The organism is Terrisporobacter muris (assembly GCF_024621905.1).
GTDB lineage: Bacteria > Bacillota > Clostridia > Peptostreptococcales > Peptostreptococcaceae > Terrisporobacter > Terrisporobacter muris.
In genome coordinates this window covers 1-16,022 of the sequence record NZ_JANKBY010000055.1, presented here as the reverse complement: position 1 = coordinate 16,022, position 16,022 = coordinate 1, and the positions used below count along the sequence as shown (strand labels likewise).

General features: G+C 26.6%; 35 protein-coding genes and 1 pseudogene. 29 read left to right on the top strand and 7 right to left on the bottom strand.

The features are described 5' to 3' along the window. Positions 1-146: 146 nt before the first annotated feature. A complete protein-coding gene (locus NSA58_RS06550; RefSeq protein WP_257560302.1) occupies positions 147-740 on the bottom strand; it encodes a hypothetical protein in 594 nt (197 codons plus the stop codon). 239 nt (positions 741-979) lie between these two features. Here NSA58_RS06550 and NSA58_RS06545 point away from each other — a divergent pair, with 239 nt between their 5' ends. Together NSA58_RS06545 and NSA58_RS06540 are read left to right on the top strand one after the other, a co-directional pair. Beyond that, positions 980-1,531 (top strand): hypothetical protein, encoded by a 552-nt coding sequence (locus tag NSA58_RS06545; protein ID WP_257560301.1) that lies wholly within the window; start codon positions 980-982, stop codon positions 1,529-1,531. Between the two features lie 62 nt (positions 1,532-1,593). Further along, entirely contained in the window at positions 1,594-1,791 is a 198-nt protein-coding gene (locus tag NSA58_RS06540; RefSeq protein WP_257560300.1) for a hypothetical protein, read from the top strand. 57 nt (positions 1,792-1,848) lie between these two features. On the opposite strand, the gene NSA58_RS06535 is transcribed toward NSA58_RS06540, so the two are convergent. The 4 genes from NSA58_RS06535 to lexA form a co-directional block, all read right to left on the bottom strand. Continuing rightward, positions 1,849-2,064 carry a hypothetical protein gene (locus tag NSA58_RS06535; protein ID WP_257560299.1) on the bottom strand — a complete coding sequence of 72 codons (216 nt, stop codon included), beginning with the start codon at positions 2,062-2,064 and terminating at the stop codon, positions 1,849-1,851. A 48-nt stretch (positions 2,065-2,112) separates the two neighbouring features. Then, positions 2,113-2,793 carry a hypothetical protein gene (locus NSA58_RS06530; protein WP_257560298.1) on the bottom strand — a complete coding sequence of 227 codons (681 nt, stop codon included), beginning with the start codon at positions 2,791-2,793 and terminating at the stop codon, positions 2,113-2,115. Between the two features lie 17 nt (positions 2,794-2,810). Beyond that, a complete protein-coding gene (locus tag NSA58_RS06525; RefSeq protein ID WP_257560297.1) occupies positions 2,811-3,902 on the bottom strand; it encodes a hypothetical protein in 1,092 nt (363 codons plus the stop codon). Between the two features lie 310 nt (positions 3,903-4,212). After that, a complete protein-coding gene (gene lexA, locus NSA58_RS06520) occupies positions 4,213-4,833 on the bottom strand; it encodes a transcriptional repressor LexA (protein WP_257560296.1) in 621 nt (206 codons plus the stop codon). Between the two features lie 267 nt (positions 4,834-5,100). Between lexA and NSA58_RS06515 the strand changes: the two genes are divergently transcribed. Continuing rightward, positions 5,101-5,253, top strand: a complete 153-nt coding sequence (locus NSA58_RS06515) for a hypothetical protein (RefSeq protein ID WP_257560295.1) — start codon at positions 5,101-5,103, stop codon at positions 5,251-5,253. Here NSA58_RS06515 and NSA58_RS06510 read toward each other — a convergent pair. Beyond that, the gene (locus tag NSA58_RS06510; protein ID WP_257560294.1) at positions 5,250-5,588 is read right to left on the bottom strand and encodes a helix-turn-helix domain-containing protein; all 339 of its coding nucleotides are present in this window, start codon (positions 5,586-5,588) and stop codon (positions 5,250-5,252) included. The genes NSA58_RS06515 and NSA58_RS06510 overlap by 4 nt on opposite strands. Before the next feature lie 158 nt (positions 5,589-5,746). Here NSA58_RS06510 and NSA58_RS06505 point away from each other — a divergent pair, with 158 nt between their 5' ends. Then, complete coding sequence (locus tag NSA58_RS06505; RefSeq protein ID WP_257560293.1) at positions 5,747-5,905, top strand: hypothetical protein; 159 nt, start codon at positions 5,747-5,749, stop codon at positions 5,903-5,905. Positions 5,906-6,088: 183 nt separating this feature from the next. Beyond that, on the top strand, positions 6,089-6,358 hold the full coding sequence (locus NSA58_RS06500; protein ID WP_257560292.1) for a hypothetical protein: 270 nt from the start codon (positions 6,089-6,091) through the stop codon (positions 6,356-6,358). 5 nt (positions 6,359-6,363) lie between these two features. Here the strand turns inward: NSA58_RS06500 and NSA58_RS06495 are convergent, their stop codons facing one another. Next, positions 6,364-6,627 carry a hypothetical protein gene (locus NSA58_RS06495; protein ID WP_257560291.1) on the bottom strand — a complete coding sequence of 88 codons (264 nt, stop codon included), beginning with the start codon at positions 6,625-6,627 and terminating at the stop codon, positions 6,364-6,366. A 69-nt stretch (positions 6,628-6,696) separates the two neighbouring features. Here NSA58_RS06495 and NSA58_RS06490 point away from each other — a divergent pair, with 69 nt between their 5' ends. From NSA58_RS06490 to NSA58_RS06375, 24 genes and pseudogenes are all read left to right on the top strand, one after another. Then, entirely contained in the window at positions 6,697-6,903 is a 207-nt protein-coding gene (locus NSA58_RS06490; RefSeq protein WP_257560290.1) for a helix-turn-helix domain-containing protein, read from the top strand. A 33-nt stretch (positions 6,904-6,936) separates the two neighbouring features. Beyond that, positions 6,937-7,785 (top strand): rolling circle replication-associated protein, encoded by an 849-nt coding sequence (locus NSA58_RS06485; RefSeq protein WP_257560289.1) that lies wholly within the window; start codon positions 6,937-6,939, stop codon positions 7,783-7,785. Between the two features lie 12 nt (positions 7,786-7,797). Further along, positions 7,798-8,784: a nucleoid-associated protein gene (locus tag NSA58_RS06480; RefSeq protein ID WP_257560288.1), complete on the top strand. Its 987-nt coding sequence runs from the start codon at positions 7,798-7,800 to the stop codon at positions 8,782-8,784. 19 nt (positions 8,785-8,803) lie between these two features. Then, on the top strand, positions 8,804-8,977 hold the full coding sequence (locus NSA58_RS06475) for a hypothetical protein (RefSeq protein ID WP_257560287.1): 174 nt from the start codon (positions 8,804-8,806) through the stop codon (positions 8,975-8,977). 21 nt (positions 8,978-8,998) lie between these two features. Next, positions 8,999-9,145, top strand: a complete 147-nt coding sequence (locus NSA58_RS06470; protein ID WP_257560286.1) for an aspartyl-phosphate phosphatase Spo0E family protein — start codon at positions 8,999-9,001, stop codon at positions 9,143-9,145. Positions 9,146-9,153: 8 nt separating this feature from the next. Continuing rightward, entirely contained in the window at positions 9,154-9,291 is a 138-nt protein-coding gene (locus NSA58_RS06465) for a hypothetical protein (protein ID WP_257560285.1), read from the top strand. A gap of 3 nt (positions 9,292-9,294) precedes the next feature. Further along, the gene (locus tag NSA58_RS06460) at positions 9,295-9,477 is read left to right on the top strand and encodes a hypothetical protein (RefSeq protein WP_257560284.1); all 183 of its coding nucleotides are present in this window, start codon (positions 9,295-9,297) and stop codon (positions 9,475-9,477) included. A gap of 16 nt (positions 9,478-9,493) precedes the next feature. Next, positions 9,494-9,661, top strand: a complete 168-nt coding sequence (locus NSA58_RS06455; RefSeq protein ID WP_257560283.1) for a DUF6906 family protein — start codon at positions 9,494-9,496, stop codon at positions 9,659-9,661. Further along, positions 9,661-9,963 (top strand): hypothetical protein, encoded by a 303-nt coding sequence (locus NSA58_RS06450; protein ID WP_257560282.1) that lies wholly within the window; start codon positions 9,661-9,663, stop codon positions 9,961-9,963. The genes NSA58_RS06455 and NSA58_RS06450 overlap by 1 nt, the downstream gene beginning before the upstream one ends. Before the next feature lie 10 nt (positions 9,964-9,973). Continuing rightward, positions 9,974-10,165, top strand: a complete 192-nt coding sequence (locus NSA58_RS06445; protein ID WP_257560281.1) for a hypothetical protein — start codon at positions 9,974-9,976, stop codon at positions 10,163-10,165. Positions 10,166-10,207: 42 nt separating this feature from the next. Further along, complete coding sequence (locus NSA58_RS06440; RefSeq protein WP_257560280.1) at positions 10,208-10,630, top strand: single-stranded DNA-binding protein; 423 nt, start codon at positions 10,208-10,210, stop codon at positions 10,628-10,630. A gap of 35 nt (positions 10,631-10,665) precedes the next feature. After that, a complete protein-coding gene (locus NSA58_RS06435) occupies positions 10,666-10,839 on the top strand; it encodes a hypothetical protein (RefSeq protein ID WP_257560279.1) in 174 nt (57 codons plus the stop codon). Between the two features lie 49 nt (positions 10,840-10,888). After that, entirely contained in the window at positions 10,889-11,065 is a 177-nt protein-coding gene (locus NSA58_RS06430; protein WP_257560278.1) for a hypothetical protein, read from the top strand. Between the two features lie 90 nt (positions 11,066-11,155). After that, positions 11,156-11,398: a hypothetical protein gene (locus NSA58_RS06425; RefSeq protein ID WP_257560277.1), complete on the top strand. Its 243-nt coding sequence runs from the start codon at positions 11,156-11,158 to the stop codon at positions 11,396-11,398. Between the two features lie 14 nt (positions 11,399-11,412). Then, a complete protein-coding gene (locus tag NSA58_RS06420; protein WP_257560276.1) occupies positions 11,413-11,841 on the top strand; it encodes a hypothetical protein in 429 nt (142 codons plus the stop codon). 82 nt (positions 11,842-11,923) lie between these two features. Continuing rightward, positions 11,924-12,124, top strand: coding sequence for a hypothetical protein (locus tag NSA58_RS06415; RefSeq protein WP_257560275.1), 201 nt, complete (start codon positions 11,924-11,926; stop codon positions 12,122-12,124). 22 nt (positions 12,125-12,146) lie between these two features. Then, positions 12,147-12,515 carry a VRR-NUC domain-containing protein gene (locus NSA58_RS06410; protein ID WP_257560274.1) on the top strand — a complete coding sequence of 123 codons (369 nt, stop codon included), beginning with the start codon at positions 12,147-12,149 and terminating at the stop codon, positions 12,513-12,515. Next, positions 12,515-12,811 (top strand): helix-turn-helix domain-containing protein, encoded by a 297-nt coding sequence (locus NSA58_RS06405; RefSeq protein WP_257560273.1) that lies wholly within the window; start codon positions 12,515-12,517, stop codon positions 12,809-12,811. The genes NSA58_RS06410 and NSA58_RS06405 overlap by 1 nt, the downstream gene beginning before the upstream one ends. Before the next feature lie 31 nt (positions 12,812-12,842). Next, the gene (locus NSA58_RS06400) at positions 12,843-13,439 is read left to right on the top strand and encodes a DUF5651 domain-containing protein (RefSeq protein ID WP_257560272.1); all 597 of its coding nucleotides are present in this window, start codon (positions 12,843-12,845) and stop codon (positions 13,437-13,439) included. Positions 13,440-13,451: 12 nt separating this feature from the next. Continuing rightward, positions 13,452-13,997, top strand: coding sequence for a LemA family protein (locus tag NSA58_RS06395; protein ID WP_257560271.1), 546 nt, complete (start codon positions 13,452-13,454; stop codon positions 13,995-13,997). Then, positions 13,990-14,727, top strand: coding sequence for a hypothetical protein (locus NSA58_RS06390; RefSeq protein WP_257560270.1), 738 nt, complete (start codon positions 13,990-13,992; stop codon positions 14,725-14,727). The genes NSA58_RS06395 and NSA58_RS06390 overlap by 8 nt, the downstream gene beginning before the upstream one ends. Before the next feature lie 12 nt (positions 14,728-14,739). Continuing rightward, on the top strand, positions 14,740-15,024 hold the full coding sequence (locus tag NSA58_RS06385) for a hypothetical protein (protein WP_257560269.1): 285 nt from the start codon (positions 14,740-14,742) through the stop codon (positions 15,022-15,024). Positions 15,025-15,049: 25 nt separating this feature from the next. Further along, complete coding sequence (locus NSA58_RS06380; protein ID WP_257560268.1) at positions 15,050-15,721, top strand: dCTP deaminase/dUTPase family protein; 672 nt, start codon at positions 15,050-15,052, stop codon at positions 15,719-15,721. A gap of 20 nt (positions 15,722-15,741) precedes the next feature. After that, positions 15,742-16,022 (top strand): annotated as a pseudogene (locus tag NSA58_RS06375) (hypothetical protein); the annotation flags it as partial.

Sequence of the window (16,022 nt, the reverse complement as noted above, 5' to 3'; positions counted from 1 at the left end):
ATACAAATTTTATAAAGTGCAAATAATAATTTCAGTCATTTTAAGATTTTTTTTCCTACTCGGAATACAAAGGTGATATTGATAAGTATATTTATAAATTAAAAACCACTCTCACGATAATAAGAGTGGTTTTTAAAAATATTATATTATCTATATTTTTCTAAAAATTCTTTTAGTGCTTGAGAAATTAAATCTTGCACTCTATATTTACTACTAGAGCAATATTCTGCAAACTCTTTTTGTATAGGCTCATATATTTTATAACTTCTAGTAACAACTTCTCCCTCAAAGTCATGTATCTTTAAATCGTCACTTACTACTTTATCACTACTTTTTAAATACCAGTTATAAACTTCTTCTAGTTTATCATTCATATCAGCATAATTTAATATAATTTCCTCTAGAAGCTTGTTATTTACTTGGTCGCCCCGTACTACTTTATTACTACTTTTTGATATAGATTCTTTATTTTTAGATTCATTGCCCTGAACTACTTTATTACTACTTTCTAATATAGGCTCTTTATCCTCCGATTTATCGCCCTCTACTACTTCAATAATACTTTCGTATTGATTACTTTCCTTGTTTAATTCATAGCCTATCTTTTTAAATCTGTTTGATATAGTTTTTCTAGAACTAATTATATTTTCCTTATCCAACCTTGATAAACTATATCCTTCTTTTAACTTTTCATTAATAAAATGTATTTGTTCAATAATGTCTAGATCATTTAAATTCATGACATCCCCCCCTCAAACACATTATAAACTACTTTAGTAGTCATTTTGTATTATCTGCTTATAAATCAATTTATTTATGTATTTTCTGATATATATTTCTTCTAAAAATCTTTTAGTTAATAAATCAAACCTTACAAAATAGTTAGAATTTAAACTTGCATAAATTGTAGATATATGAAAAAAATAATGCTATATTTATGTTGAGTTATATAAATATAACATTTGGGGGTAATTATTTTATGAAGAAAAAAAACAAAATTATAAGTTTATTTCTAACATTTATGTTACTTTTCACCATCAGTGCTAACTCTTTTGCATTTGCCGACTCAGGAGCATCTGCTCTTCCAAAGGACGATCCAAAAGCAGCATTTATATTTAAAACTTTTCCCAAAAGCTGGACATCTTATCATACCTTAACTACTCAAAAAATAAATGTATCTAAAATGGTTAAAGAGGGAAATGAATTAATGGCTATATCAAGTATAGGTGCCAATTTGAGTGCGATCGGTAACATAGGTAATATAGTAACAAAATCTAAACTTGCTGTGACATTAGGAAAAGGGGCTGTAATTGCAGGAGCTGGTATGGGTGTATGCTATTTAACAGGGTATGGAATGACTGTGGCTGTAAAAGATTTGAAAGCTGATACAAAACTTGTTAAGAAAGTAGCTTTTAAATGGACTGATACAAAAAAACTAAATTATTCTGTAAGAATACAATGCTGGAATGAGTACAATGGTAAAAAAATATCTTCAACAAAAACTTATTATAGAACAGGATCTTATAGATAGTTGTTAAAAAGTATCGTATAATAATATATACAATAGGCTAAAAATAAAAGGATGGATGAAATATGCAAACAAAAACCAAATTGATTTATTTATGCATAAACTTAATATTAGTAGGAGCTTTAATTTATACTTCTTACTCAATTGAACCAGGCATGTACAGAAATACAATTAGATTAATATTTATATTAGCTATACCTATTGTTTCATTATGTCAAGTATATAGTACAAAAAAAGCAGAAAGACAGAAAAATAATTGTTAAAAAATTAGTGAATAATAAATAAAAAAGAGAGATCTTTTGTTGGATGTCTCTTTTTTATTACTTAAGTATGCTTTTAAATATATCGAATATACTTATAGATGTTTTATTATAGACTTTATTGTAAGCAGCCTTTTTAGGATTTTTTATCCAGCCAGTACCCTTTTTACCGTAACCAGGTATAACAGCTTTCTTAACAGCTCTCTTAGCTCTTCCAGTAGTCCTAGCTGATATAGATTTTTTCAAACTTGGTTTTCTTATTACACTTCTAGCCATTTTTACTCCCCCTATTAATTTATGTAATATAAAATTTAATCGTTTTGACTAATCATATTTTTTATTTTCTGAATAATCGTTAGAATTTACGTTTTCTTCATCAATATCAAATCTTTTAATCAATTCGTCATAGGACTTATCTGTGACATAAGCTCTCACATTTAAATCGAATAACTTTGCTATAAGTAAAGCTTTTAGTCCTAATATTAGTTTGTATTTTCCATTATGAGGTTTTACAGCCACATGCAATGGAGTTTTTCTTTTCTTTAATTCTACGTTTGCTAAATTACCGTTTAGATGTCTATCATCTATAATTTCTATTTCATTTGTACTAATTTCAATAAAGTCTTTATCCTCTAATAATTGCCACCATGGAACTTGTTGAGTCTTAGTTTTGAAAATTCTATTTTTCTTTATTGACATTTTAGCTACGTCATAAAATTCAATAGAAACAGGTGAAACATATATAAATGGTTTCCCCTTCTTGCTCATACCAGTTTTTATATACCCTATAATGCTTATTTGCTTTTCTCCATTTAATTGCTTTTTATGCTTTTCATATAATTTCTTACGTAACTTTACTAAAAATACACTAGCACCTTTATCTCTAATATCTCTATTGGCTTTTTTCTCATAAGCATTTACTAAAATTATATCAGCAGAACCATCTTCGTTTACTTTCGGTTCTTTATCAATTGTTCCTTGGATTATTATTCTTGAATATACCACTTTTAGTGTCTCCTTTCTTAATTATTTAATAATTCGTTGCATATTTCATTTATTTCATTCTCAAAAGCATCTAAATTATGTCTTACAGTTGGTCTAAAAAATTGAGTTTTATCTGCATTTATTTTTTCTTGTAGTAGATCAATAGCTCTTTCTCTTATTTCATTTATATCTATAGCAGGTTCATTATTTGTATTTGTAAATTTATCATTTTGATTTTCTTTTAATAGCTTTTCTAATTCTTCTGGAGTATATTTTCTAAATGATTCATTTATGTTATGAAAACGAGATTTAAATTTAGAAACAGAATTATTAGTTTTTTCGTTCTTAGGAACAAAATTCTTATCATCATTATAAATTTTTTCTAATAGTGAAAAATATTCGCCTTGCTGTTCTTTAAATATTTCAATAGCTTTTAATAATCTATCTTTATCCCATGAGGATGCTTTTTTCTCTTTTGTAGGAGTATTTACTTTTAAGTGTGTATTATTTTCTATTAAATTTATATTTTCATGTTTTTCACTACTGCTAAAATCTTTTGATTTTTGCTTACTACCTGTAGTAGAAGAATAAGTATTAATAGTAGAAGGATATATCGTACATTTTTGTACTACGGTGTCCGTAGTACATTTTTGTACCACGGTGTCCGTAGTACATTTTTGTACCGCGGTTATATCATCACTAATAAGTAACTTAAAAACAACAGGATTTATATGTACATATATTTCACTTTTAACTCTTCCTTTATCATCTCTATTTACGGATTTATTTCTTAATAAAACCTTAGATAAATTACCACTTAATATCCTTTTGATTTTTTGTTTACATGCTTTTGTATATTTTTTATCTAAATCCATTTTTTCTTTAGCACTTAAACTATCATAATTTTCAACTGTATATTGAGGATTAGCCGAAAATAATATTGGTAATTCTTGTATTAAGTAGCTATAGCTAATCCAATATCCCATATCATTAGCATGTTTTATATATTTCTTTTTCATATCAGATGTGTTTTTAAAATCAACAAACCATCTTAATAAAACTAGATCTTCACTATTTAAACCTAGTGCAATTGCATTTCTTTGATTAAAACCTTCGATTGTGTATTTCATCTATATTTCCCCCTTACAATTAAAAAAACCTTGATACTTTTAATATCAAGGTTTAGAGGACGAATTTTTCATAAAATTTATTGAAATATATCATTAAATATGATAATATTATTACATAAATTATATATGAGAAAACTAGTCTACTTCAAAACTACTTGATACCCGTCATGTATCTTGTTAGTGGCTAAGCTAAGTTCGCCAAAACTTACTTAACCAGTAGGCTTTTTCTATGTTTATTTTTAATTTAATAATTTGTTTAATTTTAATCTAATAATAAATCTTTACACAAAAATTGTCAATTCTTATTTTTTTATAGTGTTCTAAAAACTCCCTTAACAATTCCTATTATCTTAACACTTTTTTCGTTTAAAATAATAGGGTCCATAAATTCATTTTCAGGTTGCAATCTCACCATATTTCCTTCTTTGAAAAATCTCTTTACAGTTGCATGTTCACCATTTATTAATGCTACAACTATCTGAGAGTTATCAGCATAACTACTTCTATCAACAATCACATAGTCTTTATTAAGTATACCTGCGTTTATCATGCTTTCGCCTTTAACTTTTAATATAAAGTTATCGTTACCTTTGACTAGACTTGCAGGCAATGGAATATACTCTTCTATGTTCTGTTGTGCTAGTATTGGTTCACCAGCTGTAATTTGTCCGATTACAGGTATAGAAATAATTTCTTGGTTAATTCCATCAATAGTATCTAATAATACTTCAATTGCTCTTGGTTTTGTAGCGTCTCTTCGAATATATCCTAATTCTTCAAGTGTTTTTAAGTGTGAGTGAACTGTAGCAGTAGATTTCAAGCCTACATAGTTGCACATTTCTCTTACTGAAGGTGGATAGCCTTTTTTTGATTGTTGCTCTTTTATATATTCTAAAATCAATTTTTGTTTATTTGTTAAGTCTGAATACATTTTAATTCCCCTTTTTTATAAATTTATTTGAAAAGAACAAACATTCTTGATATAATCTAATTACAGAATTTAAGTTCGATAAATATGAACTATAAAGCGAACTTATATTTGTTACTCTATATAAATAATAACATATAGATAGGAAAATAGAAAGTTATTTTTAAAAACAATAGAACACATGTTTAAATGAGGAGTGTAGAAATACTATGAACCAATGAAAAAGATTAGAGAGCATAAATTTGGGATATTTTTATATTTGGAGGAGTTATGAAACAAAAGCATAATGTGAGTAAAGAATTATTAGAAGTAATATTTTTATTTGAGAATCTAAAAAAAGATAACATAGAACTTTATAACAATATAAAAATTTTTTTAGAAGTTAACAATATAATAAAAAAAACAGAGATTAAAAAGAATTAATCTCTGTCTTTTTCTTCTAAAGATGCTTGTATGAATTTTTTTACAGTTCTTTTCATATTTTCATCTAAAGATAAATATAACTTTGTTATTTCCTTAATATCCTCATCTAATTGGATATCATCTAAAGGATCTATAAACATTTCACCATCACCAGATATAAGCCATTGTTTATTAACATTATACTCTCTTGATATATCATTAATAAGCCTTTCAGTAAGTGTTTTTCTACCACCTTCTAGACTAGCTACATGACTTCTTGAAATACCTAATTTTTTAGAAAATTCATCTTGAGAAAGACCTTTCTTTAATCGAATCTCTTTTAATCTAGTATTCATAATATCACCTCAAGAAACATTATATAACAAAAAGTGTGTCTTGGCAACGGTAAAAAACAAAAATAGTTTCTAAAAAACAAAAATAGTGTTGACTTTTGTGTCAAAGAAACGTAAAATATGATTAAAGATGTTTCAAAGACACAAAAGGAGGTGGTATTATGTCAGAAAAACTTAATATCGTTATTGACCAAGAGACTGAAGAATTTTTAACAATGATAACTCAATTAAAGCAAAACAATAAAGAAAGATATATGGAAGCAAAAGGTTTAATCAAAGGAATACTTTTAACAGAAGAACAAAAAAGTGAAACTAACTAAAAAACATATTAGCTATAGATGTATATTAAACATAAAACTAAATATAAGAGTGTGATTTTTAATACAAATTATACTCTTAACAAAAATATCTATTCTTTTAAAAAGTCAAATAATGTGGCTTTTAAAGGGCTTGTAATAGATATTAACAAGTCAACGAAAAATATATAACAGGAGGTTAAGAATATGAAAAAGCTTGAAGAAAATAATAAAGTCAGAGAGATTACAGAAGAGTTTTGCATAAATGCTGATATAGCAGTGAAAGAGATTATTAATTCATTAAAAGAAAATAGTGAAACATATGGAGAATTAATAGAAAAAATAGAAATATTAAAAAAGAGTGCTATTTGGGATGAAAAAATCACAGGAAAATATATAAAAGTTAGTTTATTTGACAAATGTATTGAAGCAATAAAGAAAGAAATGAATGATTTAAAAATAATCATTCATCCATAAACATTTTATATATTTTGAATCTTTATCACAGAATCAGATCTGTAAACAGTTGATGTATCTTCAAATAGATAAAAGAAAGAACTATTTACAAGAAATTCACATAATCCAGGAATTAATCCATCATGAATATGATACCAGATTTCAAAAGATTTATCTAAGGATACTTCAAAATGATTGTCTTTTGTATAAGAAACTACAGGAATTAGACGTTGACCTTCTTTAACTATTAAATTTGAACCGTCGGAAAATGTTAATAAAGCCTTATTCATTAATTAATCACCACCTTTATATATTTGGAAAATATTCCATACAACGATTATATCAGAAGGGGTAATAATATGGAAATAAGTGACAAAATAAATCAAATTTTAAAAGAAAGAAACATAAGTGCAAATAAGCTAGCTAAAGAAGCAGATATACCAGTAAGTAACATATATAAAATCATACAAGATAAGAACTTAAATCCAGGAGTTTATACAGTAAAAGCTATAGCTGATTATCTTGGAATTACAATAGACGAATTAATTGAAAATAAGGCTAAATAACAAGTCAACGAAAAGATAAATGGTGATAGTAATATGACAAGAAAGAAAGAGAAATACATAGAAAGTGATTATGAAAGATTGCATGATTTAAAACTTAATCATGATGATGAATATATAAATCACAATCTAGAAATAAGAAATAAATGTAATTATGTAACAAAAACAGTTACAGCTGGACCAATAAGAGAAGTAGAAATATATCCAGTTTATAAAAAAAATGAAATACCTGATGAATGGAAACCTAAAAAGAGTAAAGAAGCTCAAAGGAATTTGAATGATAAAAATGCTAGAAAAAATTTAATAAGATTAATTAATACAAATTTCAAAACTGGAGATTATTTAATAACTCTTAATTATTCAGATTATAATTTACCTTCGGATCATGAGCAAGCAAAAAAGAATATGCAAAATTTTATTAGAAGATTAAATTATCATCTGAAAAAAAGAAATTTAGAAAAAGCAAAATATATCTACATAACAGAGCATTCAGTAACAAATAAGATTAGATGTCATCATCATTTGATTATTAGTACAGAGTTACCCATTGATGAAGTAGAAGCTTTATGGAAGCTTGGAAGAAGAAATAATATGAAAAAGCTGAATTGTGATGAATTAGGTTTAACAGGTATAGGAACTTATTTAACAAAAGACCCAAAAGGAAAGAAACGTTGGTGTTCTAGTAATAATCTGAAAAAACCTAAGATTACTAAAAGTAATACTAAGTTTTCTAAAAAGAGAGTACATACAATGACAAGATTCCAGCATCTTATCAAGCAAGATATGGAGAAAAATAATCCTGGATATGTGTTAGTAGATTATGAAATATTGATTAATAAATTTAACGGAAGGCCTTATATATATACAAGAATGAGAAGGCTTTGAGGGGGAAATAAGATGATTGTAAGTAAACATGTAACTCATGTACTTGATAAGAACACAAAAATTATTTTGAATGATTTTGAAGGTAAAAATAATTTAAGTATAGAGAAATTTATACAAAAACAAGTAAAAAAGGTCCTAAAGCATGATCTACTTAGAAAAGCGAAGTTTCTTGACTATGAAAATAATATAATTAGAAATTGTTGCGATATTATAATCGAAGATAAAGATAGTTTCTTAAGTAGCTCAAAGGAAATAGCAAGTTATTACTATGAACTGATGACAGAAAATGGAGAACTTGAATCGTGTGATTTATTAGTGGCTTCTATGCTTATAAGAGATAAAAGCTATGTAGCTATTTTGAAGCTTGACTATAAGAAAATGCATAATCATAAGATTGACTTTGAAGATGAAAAATTTAATATTCAAATTATTGAAAATGAGATAGCTATTCAAGGTACATCAATAAAACAAGCAGCAATAGTAGAGATTAATTCTTTAGAAACATATGATTTATTTGTCTTAGATATAGAAGCTGAGAAGATGGAAGATGATAACTCAGTGTTTGTTAAAAAGTTTCTTAATGCTGAAAAAATAGAAGATGAAGCATATAAAACAAAAAAGTTTATAAGAGCAACTAATATTTGGATAAACAACGGTATTCCAGATTGTTTAGAAGCTGAAAAAATAAGAAAAGTTAGAAACGATATGCTAAGAGAACGAAACGTAATGGATTTAGAAGAGTTTTCAAAAAATGCATTAAATTATGAGCAAAAAAAATTATTTAAAAGATTTTGTGAAATGTATGAACTTGAAAACTTTACTATAGATAAGACTGTAGTAGAAAATAAATTGAAAAAAAGAAAAATAGGAACTTTTTCAGGTTTTGAAATATCAGGGCGATTAGAAGATTTTTCAGACAGTATGAAGTTTAAAATTGAAAGAAACACAGACGGATCATATGACCTAATAATAAAAAATGTTGACTTCTACGATAAATAGAAAGTATAGAGAGGTAAGTATGAATAAATTTCAAAAGGTAGCTGTTCAAATAGCTAAAGATGATATTAAAAAAAGGAGTTCTTTTAGATTTAGAGAGATTAGGAATGCATGTTATGCAGAGTTTAAAGCTAATAAAGTGCCAATTAAAAAAGCACTTGGTTTTAAAAATTGGAAAAAAACATTAGATATTTAGAATAAATCAAGGGTGGAGCTTATGATAGAGGAATTTAAAAATTTATTAAATAATCTTTGTGAAGAATTTGGAACTAATAACGAAGTTGTATTAAAAGTAAGTCAACATGTAGATGAATTAATAGTTTTAGAACAAAGAAAAAGATTAAGTGAGATAAAAGGTAATTAGGTGATGTTATGAATATATTAGAATCTGCAGATAGAGTAAAAAAAATAGCAATTCGTATTGCTGAACAAAAAGGAATTACAGTTCAAGAAGCTTATAAAGAAGCTATAGAAGAGTGGAAGGAAATTGAAAGAAATGGGGAGGAATAAAATATGTTATTAGTAAAAATTAAATCACATAAAACCAAGAAAGAATATAGATACAAGACTAAGAGAAATTTGCATCAAGAATTAAAACACTTGAAATTTAGAGGTGCAGAGATATTAAATTTAAATTTCTATGGTAAAAGTCAAAGCTGGGGAAAATGTGAAAAATTAATAGTTATTACGAAATAAAGGAGATTATGAAAGTATGAAACAAGGCAAGAAATTAAATAGAAAGATGAAAGCATTTCTAGAAGATAAAGGACTTAATCCAAGTAACTACCTAGTAGAGAGAAAGACTTCTAAAGAAGTTGGTTTCATAAACAAAGAAACTAAACAAGTTATATATTTTGAATGCGATTGGGGGAAGGTTTAATGTTTTTAGGTTTGTTTACTAAAAAAGAATTAATGAGAGAAGTTAACAGAGAAAAAGTAAAGTCATACAAAAATGGCTATAGTGATGCAGAGCAAACAATAAATTATTTATACGAAGAAATAGATTTTAAGGATGAACAGATCCATGCACTTGAAAAAGAAAATAGAAGTATTAAAAGAAAAATAAGAAAAGAAAGACATGAAGAAATTAGAAGAATAAGAGCTATAGCTAAAAGAACTAAAAAGTTAAGAGTTAAGAAAAAATGTGAAGCTAGATTAGATAAAATCGCACTAAATAAGTAAGGTGGTAAAAATGATAAAAAATAAAATATGTACTAAGTTTGAATTAGATGAAAATACAGGAAAATGTAAATACTACGGTGGAAGTTTAAAGCATATAGCAGCTTGTTATGGTGATTGTAAAAAGAGAAGAAAAAGAAAAACTGAAAAGGATAAATTAAAAATTGAACTAGAAAAGTGTTACATAGGAGCAATTGTTGTGTAATGAAATTATAAAAAAAACAAAATGAAAGGATTTAAATAAATAATGAACCATGTAGTTTTAGTTGGAAGATTAACAAAAGACCCAGATTTAAGATATATACCAGGAGAAGGAACACCAGTTGTTAATTTCACATTAGCCATAAATAGAGGATATAAAAAAGAAGGTAAAAGTGAAGCAGATTTCATATATATAGAAGCTTGGAACAAACAAGCAGAGAATATAGCTCAATATTGTATGAAAGGAAGTTTAATAGGTGTTCAAGGTAGTATAAGAGTTGAAACATATATGCATCAGGAACAGAAAAGAAGTATTACAAAAGTAAGAGCGAATCAGATTGAGTTTTTAAGCTCAAATAATAACAATAACTCAGAAGGAACTCCTACATTTACACCTAGTTTTGAAGCACCACAAGGATTAGATCCTAATGGATTCCAAGCTATAGATGATGATGAAATACCATTTTAGATATGAAATATAATTTTTATTTAAGGAGCAAACAAATGAAAACAAAGATAAAAACAGTATATTGCAAGGCTGATAGTAGAGAATTCTTCGATGATAAAGTAAATGAATTATTAGAATGTGGTTGGAAATTAGGTAGAATCGAACTAAAGCCAAGTAGTTGTGAAAATAAAAGCTCAATGCTATTTGCATTACTATTTAAACAACAATAAATAAGTAAATTAAATAAAATAATTCATTTATATGATAGGGGGAAGGATTATGGCAAGAAAAAAATATGCTAAAGCAAAAAGTATATTTGAAACAAAAATGGAGCTTGATGGAACAACAGCACAAAATAATCCAGTTAAAAATATAAAAATGAGTAAAAAGAAATTTAAAGAATACATAGATGGTTTAGGCACAAGAGAAGTTAAGTTTATACATAAAGAAGAGTAACAAATATGATAATGAAATTAATAATCATAATAGTATTTAATATAGGGTTTTTATTAGGTACATGGTGGAACTCAGAGAGCAGGAAACGAGATGATAAATAGAACAGAAAAAGCTGTAAATTTAATAATTAATTATGTAAATAACATCAGAATGAAAAATACTGTAAGAAGTAATATAAATGAAGTTGAGTTTGAATTTAGAGATAAAGAGGACTGTTATAAAACAGATGAATTCAAACAATTATTAGATGATTATTGTAAAAAGAACAATATTACTTATGAAATGCATGAACCAATTAAAGGGATAGCACATTTTAAGATGAAACTTAGTTAGCTGTAGGTGAGTATATGAAACATGAAGTTATATGTAAAACAGAGCAGGAAGAACTAGTTTATCAGAATTGGTTAAGGCTAGGAGAATGTATTGTAACACCTACACTAAGACATATGAATCATTATTTAAGTTCATTTTACGATAAAAAAGAAGAAAAGAAGAATTATGAAAAGATAGATTATATTAGAGAGTTAGGAACTATGACAAATGCAGAACATGAGATGTGGCTTTATGATTATAAAAAGAAAATTAATAGAAGCAGATCATGTGGTCCTAAAACAAAAGTTATTAATAAATATGCAGGGACTAAGAAAGTATATAAGACTTTAAGAGAAGCTTGTGAAGATTATGATATAAGATATGAAAATCTAGTGGAAGTATTTAAGACTGAAAAAACTAAAAAAGTAAAATACAAAGGCTTAATATTTGAGAAATTAAAATAATTCATTTGATAGTATAAGGTTAATGCAGTATAAGATTAACTTTGTATTATCAAATGAGTATCAAATGAAAAGAGGGGGTAAAATGAGAAATTTAATAAAAACAAAAACAGAAGGTAATGTCGTTTACATAGAAAAGAAACAAAAAGATACTATGGATTTGAGATGCAGTATGTGTGGAGAAGTAAAAAATGAGATGCAACTGACAGTAGAAGATGGACTATATAAATGTGAATGTGGAAGTAGCAGTTTTATTCCGCAGATAGATTTAGAAGAAATACTATAAAAGGAATTTAGACATTATGAGGATGAATAAAGAGACACAAGAGCAAATAGCAATAATGGATTGGTGCAGGTGGCAAGAAAATCACTATAAAGAACTAAAAATGATTTTTCATATAGTAAATGAAGGAAAAAGAAGCTCTAGAGTTGGAGTAGAGTTGCAAAAGATGGGCATGAAAAGAGGTATTCCTGATATTTGCTTGCCAGTGCCGAATGAGCAGTTTCATGGCTTATATATAGAACTTAAAGCAGATAGGACTAAAAGGATAAGTAAAGAACAAAAGGAATGGCTAGAAAAGCTAAATAGTTATGGATATAAAGCAATTAGAGCAAATGGAGCAGATGAAGCTATAGGAATAATAAAGGAATATTTAAATATCAAGGAGCGATGGTAATGGAAACAAGGGAAGATAATATCGTAAGAACTTTAAATCCTAAAAAGCCTATAAAACCCACATATAAATTAACACCATTTGGAATTAACTTGAGATATATAAGAATTAGTAGAAAAGAACTTATATATGATATGAGTTTAAAATTAGGGATAAAACCTTCTGATATAACAAGAATTGAATTAGGTGAATGTAAAGTATCAAGAAAGATATTAAAAAAAATTATTAAAGAGTATAACTTACAAAACGATGAAAAGCAATGTATTATAAAAGCTTATATACAATCAATTAAAAAATAAGATACAAATTATCATGGGGGAAATTAGTAATATGAAAAAGTATTTAAATAGTAAAGAAATGAATGATTTATTATTTATTTATCATTTAGCAGCAATAGATCAGGAAGTAATTAATCAATGGATTCCTAGAGGCAATATGACTAGTGATGAAGCTAAATGGATAAGAACAGCAATTACATATAATAAAAAAGCATTAAGTAGTATTTTAGCAAGGTTAGAACCAAAAGAAAGTTCTAAGTTTATGAAAAGAACTGTAAGATCACAAAATGAAGCAATAAGAATAGTTGATAAATGGATGCATGATAGAGTATTTGGAATTTATGAAACAGAGTTTGAAGTAGTAAAAATAGAAAGATCAAGTTTTGAAAAGTTATGCATGGCTTGTATTCAATCTCATTGTGAAGATTGTAATGAAAGCTTTGCTAACTGTGATATATATGAAATATTAGATGACAATATGATGAATAGAGCGGAAATTAAACATAATTGTCCATTTTCATATCACAGTGAAAAAACTATAGCTGAAATAAAAGCAAGAAGAGCTGAAGAAGAAGCTAAAAGAAATGGTAAGAAGAAGATCAGTAAGAGGAAACAAAAGAAAATAGCTAACAGATTTGATGAAGAATAATGGAGGGATATTATGAAAGTAAATAAAACAGTAATGATAACTTTAAGTGCAATAGTAATGACTATAATTCTTTGTGTATTCGCTACACAAGGAGTTCAGAATAAAGCAATAGGATTAGAAGAACAAATATTAACTGCATTATCAGATGTAGAAGTTCAAGAAAAAAGAAGAGTAGATTTAATTTATAACTTAGTTGATACAGTTAAGGAATATGATAAACATGAAGCAGAAACATTAAAGGATATAATGGAAGCTAGAGGTAGTAAAGATGGAGATATATCAGATGTAACTGCTGTTTTAAGTGCTGTAACAGAAGCTTATCCAGATTTAAAATCTAATGAAAACTATAAGCAACTTATGACGGAGCTAACTGTTACTGAAAATATGATGGTAGATTACAGAACTAATTATAATAAGCAAATAAAAGAGTATAACAGATATGTTAGAAAATTTCCAAATAGAATGATACTAAATTTATTAGGATATGAAATAGTACCTTATACTTACTTAGAATATAATGCCCCTTCTACATCACCACAGGATTTATTCAATGAATAATATTGAGATTACAAAAAGAGAAATAATAGCTGCTGTATCAATACTGGCTATTATGCTAATTGTTGGAATTTTGATTAGTGGTAAGGTTAATGAATATCATCAAGATCAAAATGTTAAATACAATAAAGCATTTAAAATAAGTAAAAATAAAGACTTATTTGTTTATGCTATGAAAACTAATGTAGGAAATTCATTTGTAGAAGGGACAATAAAGGCAGTTGAACCAGTTACTCATAAAGATATTAAAGGAAAATACTTAGAACTTGAAAGAGTAAAGGAAAAATACACTATGCACACGAGAACTGTGACTACAACAGTGAATGGAAAAAAACACACAAGAATAGAAACTTATTGGACATGGGATAGAGTAGATAGTGACACTTACCGAGCTAAAGAAGTTGCATTCTTAGGTAAAACTTTTGAAAGTTCCAAATTTAATCTACCAGAAACTTCTTATATAGATACAATAGGTGGTGGTTATCACATAAGATACAAATATTATGGTTTAGAGCAAGAATTTAATGCAACTATATTTGGAAGTTTAAAAAATAATACTATAGAAGGTAAAAATATAGCTGTATATAAAAATGAAACAATAACAGAAATTTTAGAAGAATTAACTAGTAATACACTAATAATCATATTTTGGATTATATGGATCATTGCTACAGGAATAGTTATATATGCATTTATAGCATTAGACAATGATTGGTTAAATAAAAATAGATAAGGAGACTTAATTATGGGATTAAGAATAGAAAATTTAAAAGTTTGTTTTAAAAATGCAAAAATAAACAATTTTAAGTATATAGGAATTAAAGTATGGATGGCTGACTTTGAAAAGTGTGAAGTTATAATAAATCCTATTGAAAACTTTGATAAAAAATTAGAATATTATCAAGTTGCATATAATGATGATTTAACCTTGAAAAGTGCTCAAGATAAAGTAAAAATAGTTGGTTTTACATATGGAAATAGCTATCAAGATATAGAAGATGATCTTGAATCGTTGAAAATTATATTTTAAGGTGAAAATGGAGGGAATGAGCAAAATGAGCAATATGTCATTAAAAACTAAATATTTTGTAGATGATAAAGAAATTAGTAAAGACTATTTTCAAATGCTTAGTTTTTTAAAGGATAAATGTAAAGCTAAGGATGGATGTAAACAAAAGGATAGACATGAAGATTGTGAGTTTATACAAATGTGTTCGGGAATAAATGGAGTTCCAGCAATGATGAAATTAAGAATAAAAGCAGATATTAAAAATAGAGGATTTGAAGTTGTAAAATCTCAATATAGAAAACATCCTAACATAGATATAAAAAAACCTAAAAGAGGAACAAAAAATAGTGCAGGATATGATATTTGTACTCCTATAAAGATAATAATACCTGCAGGTGGAATAAGTGAAGCAGTACAAACGGATATTAAAGCTTATATGTTAGAGGATGAAGTTTTAGAAATATATCCAAGAAGCTCATTAGGATTTAAAAAAGGATTAATGCTTATAAATACAGTAGGAATAATTGACAGTGACTATTATAGTAATTCAGATAATGATGGAAATATAGGATTTAAATTAAAGAATCTAACTGATAAAGAAGTTGTAATTGAAGCTGGAGAAAAGATTATGCAAGGTGTATTTAAGAAGTATTTAAAAATAGATAACGATAATGTTAATGAAATAAGAAATGGTGGAATAGGATCAACTGATAAATAGCATAAAATTGGGTGGTATATATGACAGATATAGAAAAAGTAGAAGAATTATTAAATGAGTATAAAATATTAAAACTAGAAATAGAAGCTATAGATATAAATATAAAATGCATTGGCCAAAAAGGAATGAATTATACTGGCATGCCAAGTTCTAAAAATATAACTGATGGAGTACATAACAATTATAGTGAACTTGAAAAACTTAAAAATGATAAATTTGATAAAGAAATAAAAATAGAGCAAATAGATAATATGTTAAAAAGATTAACTGAAGAAGAATATAAAATTATAAAACTAATATA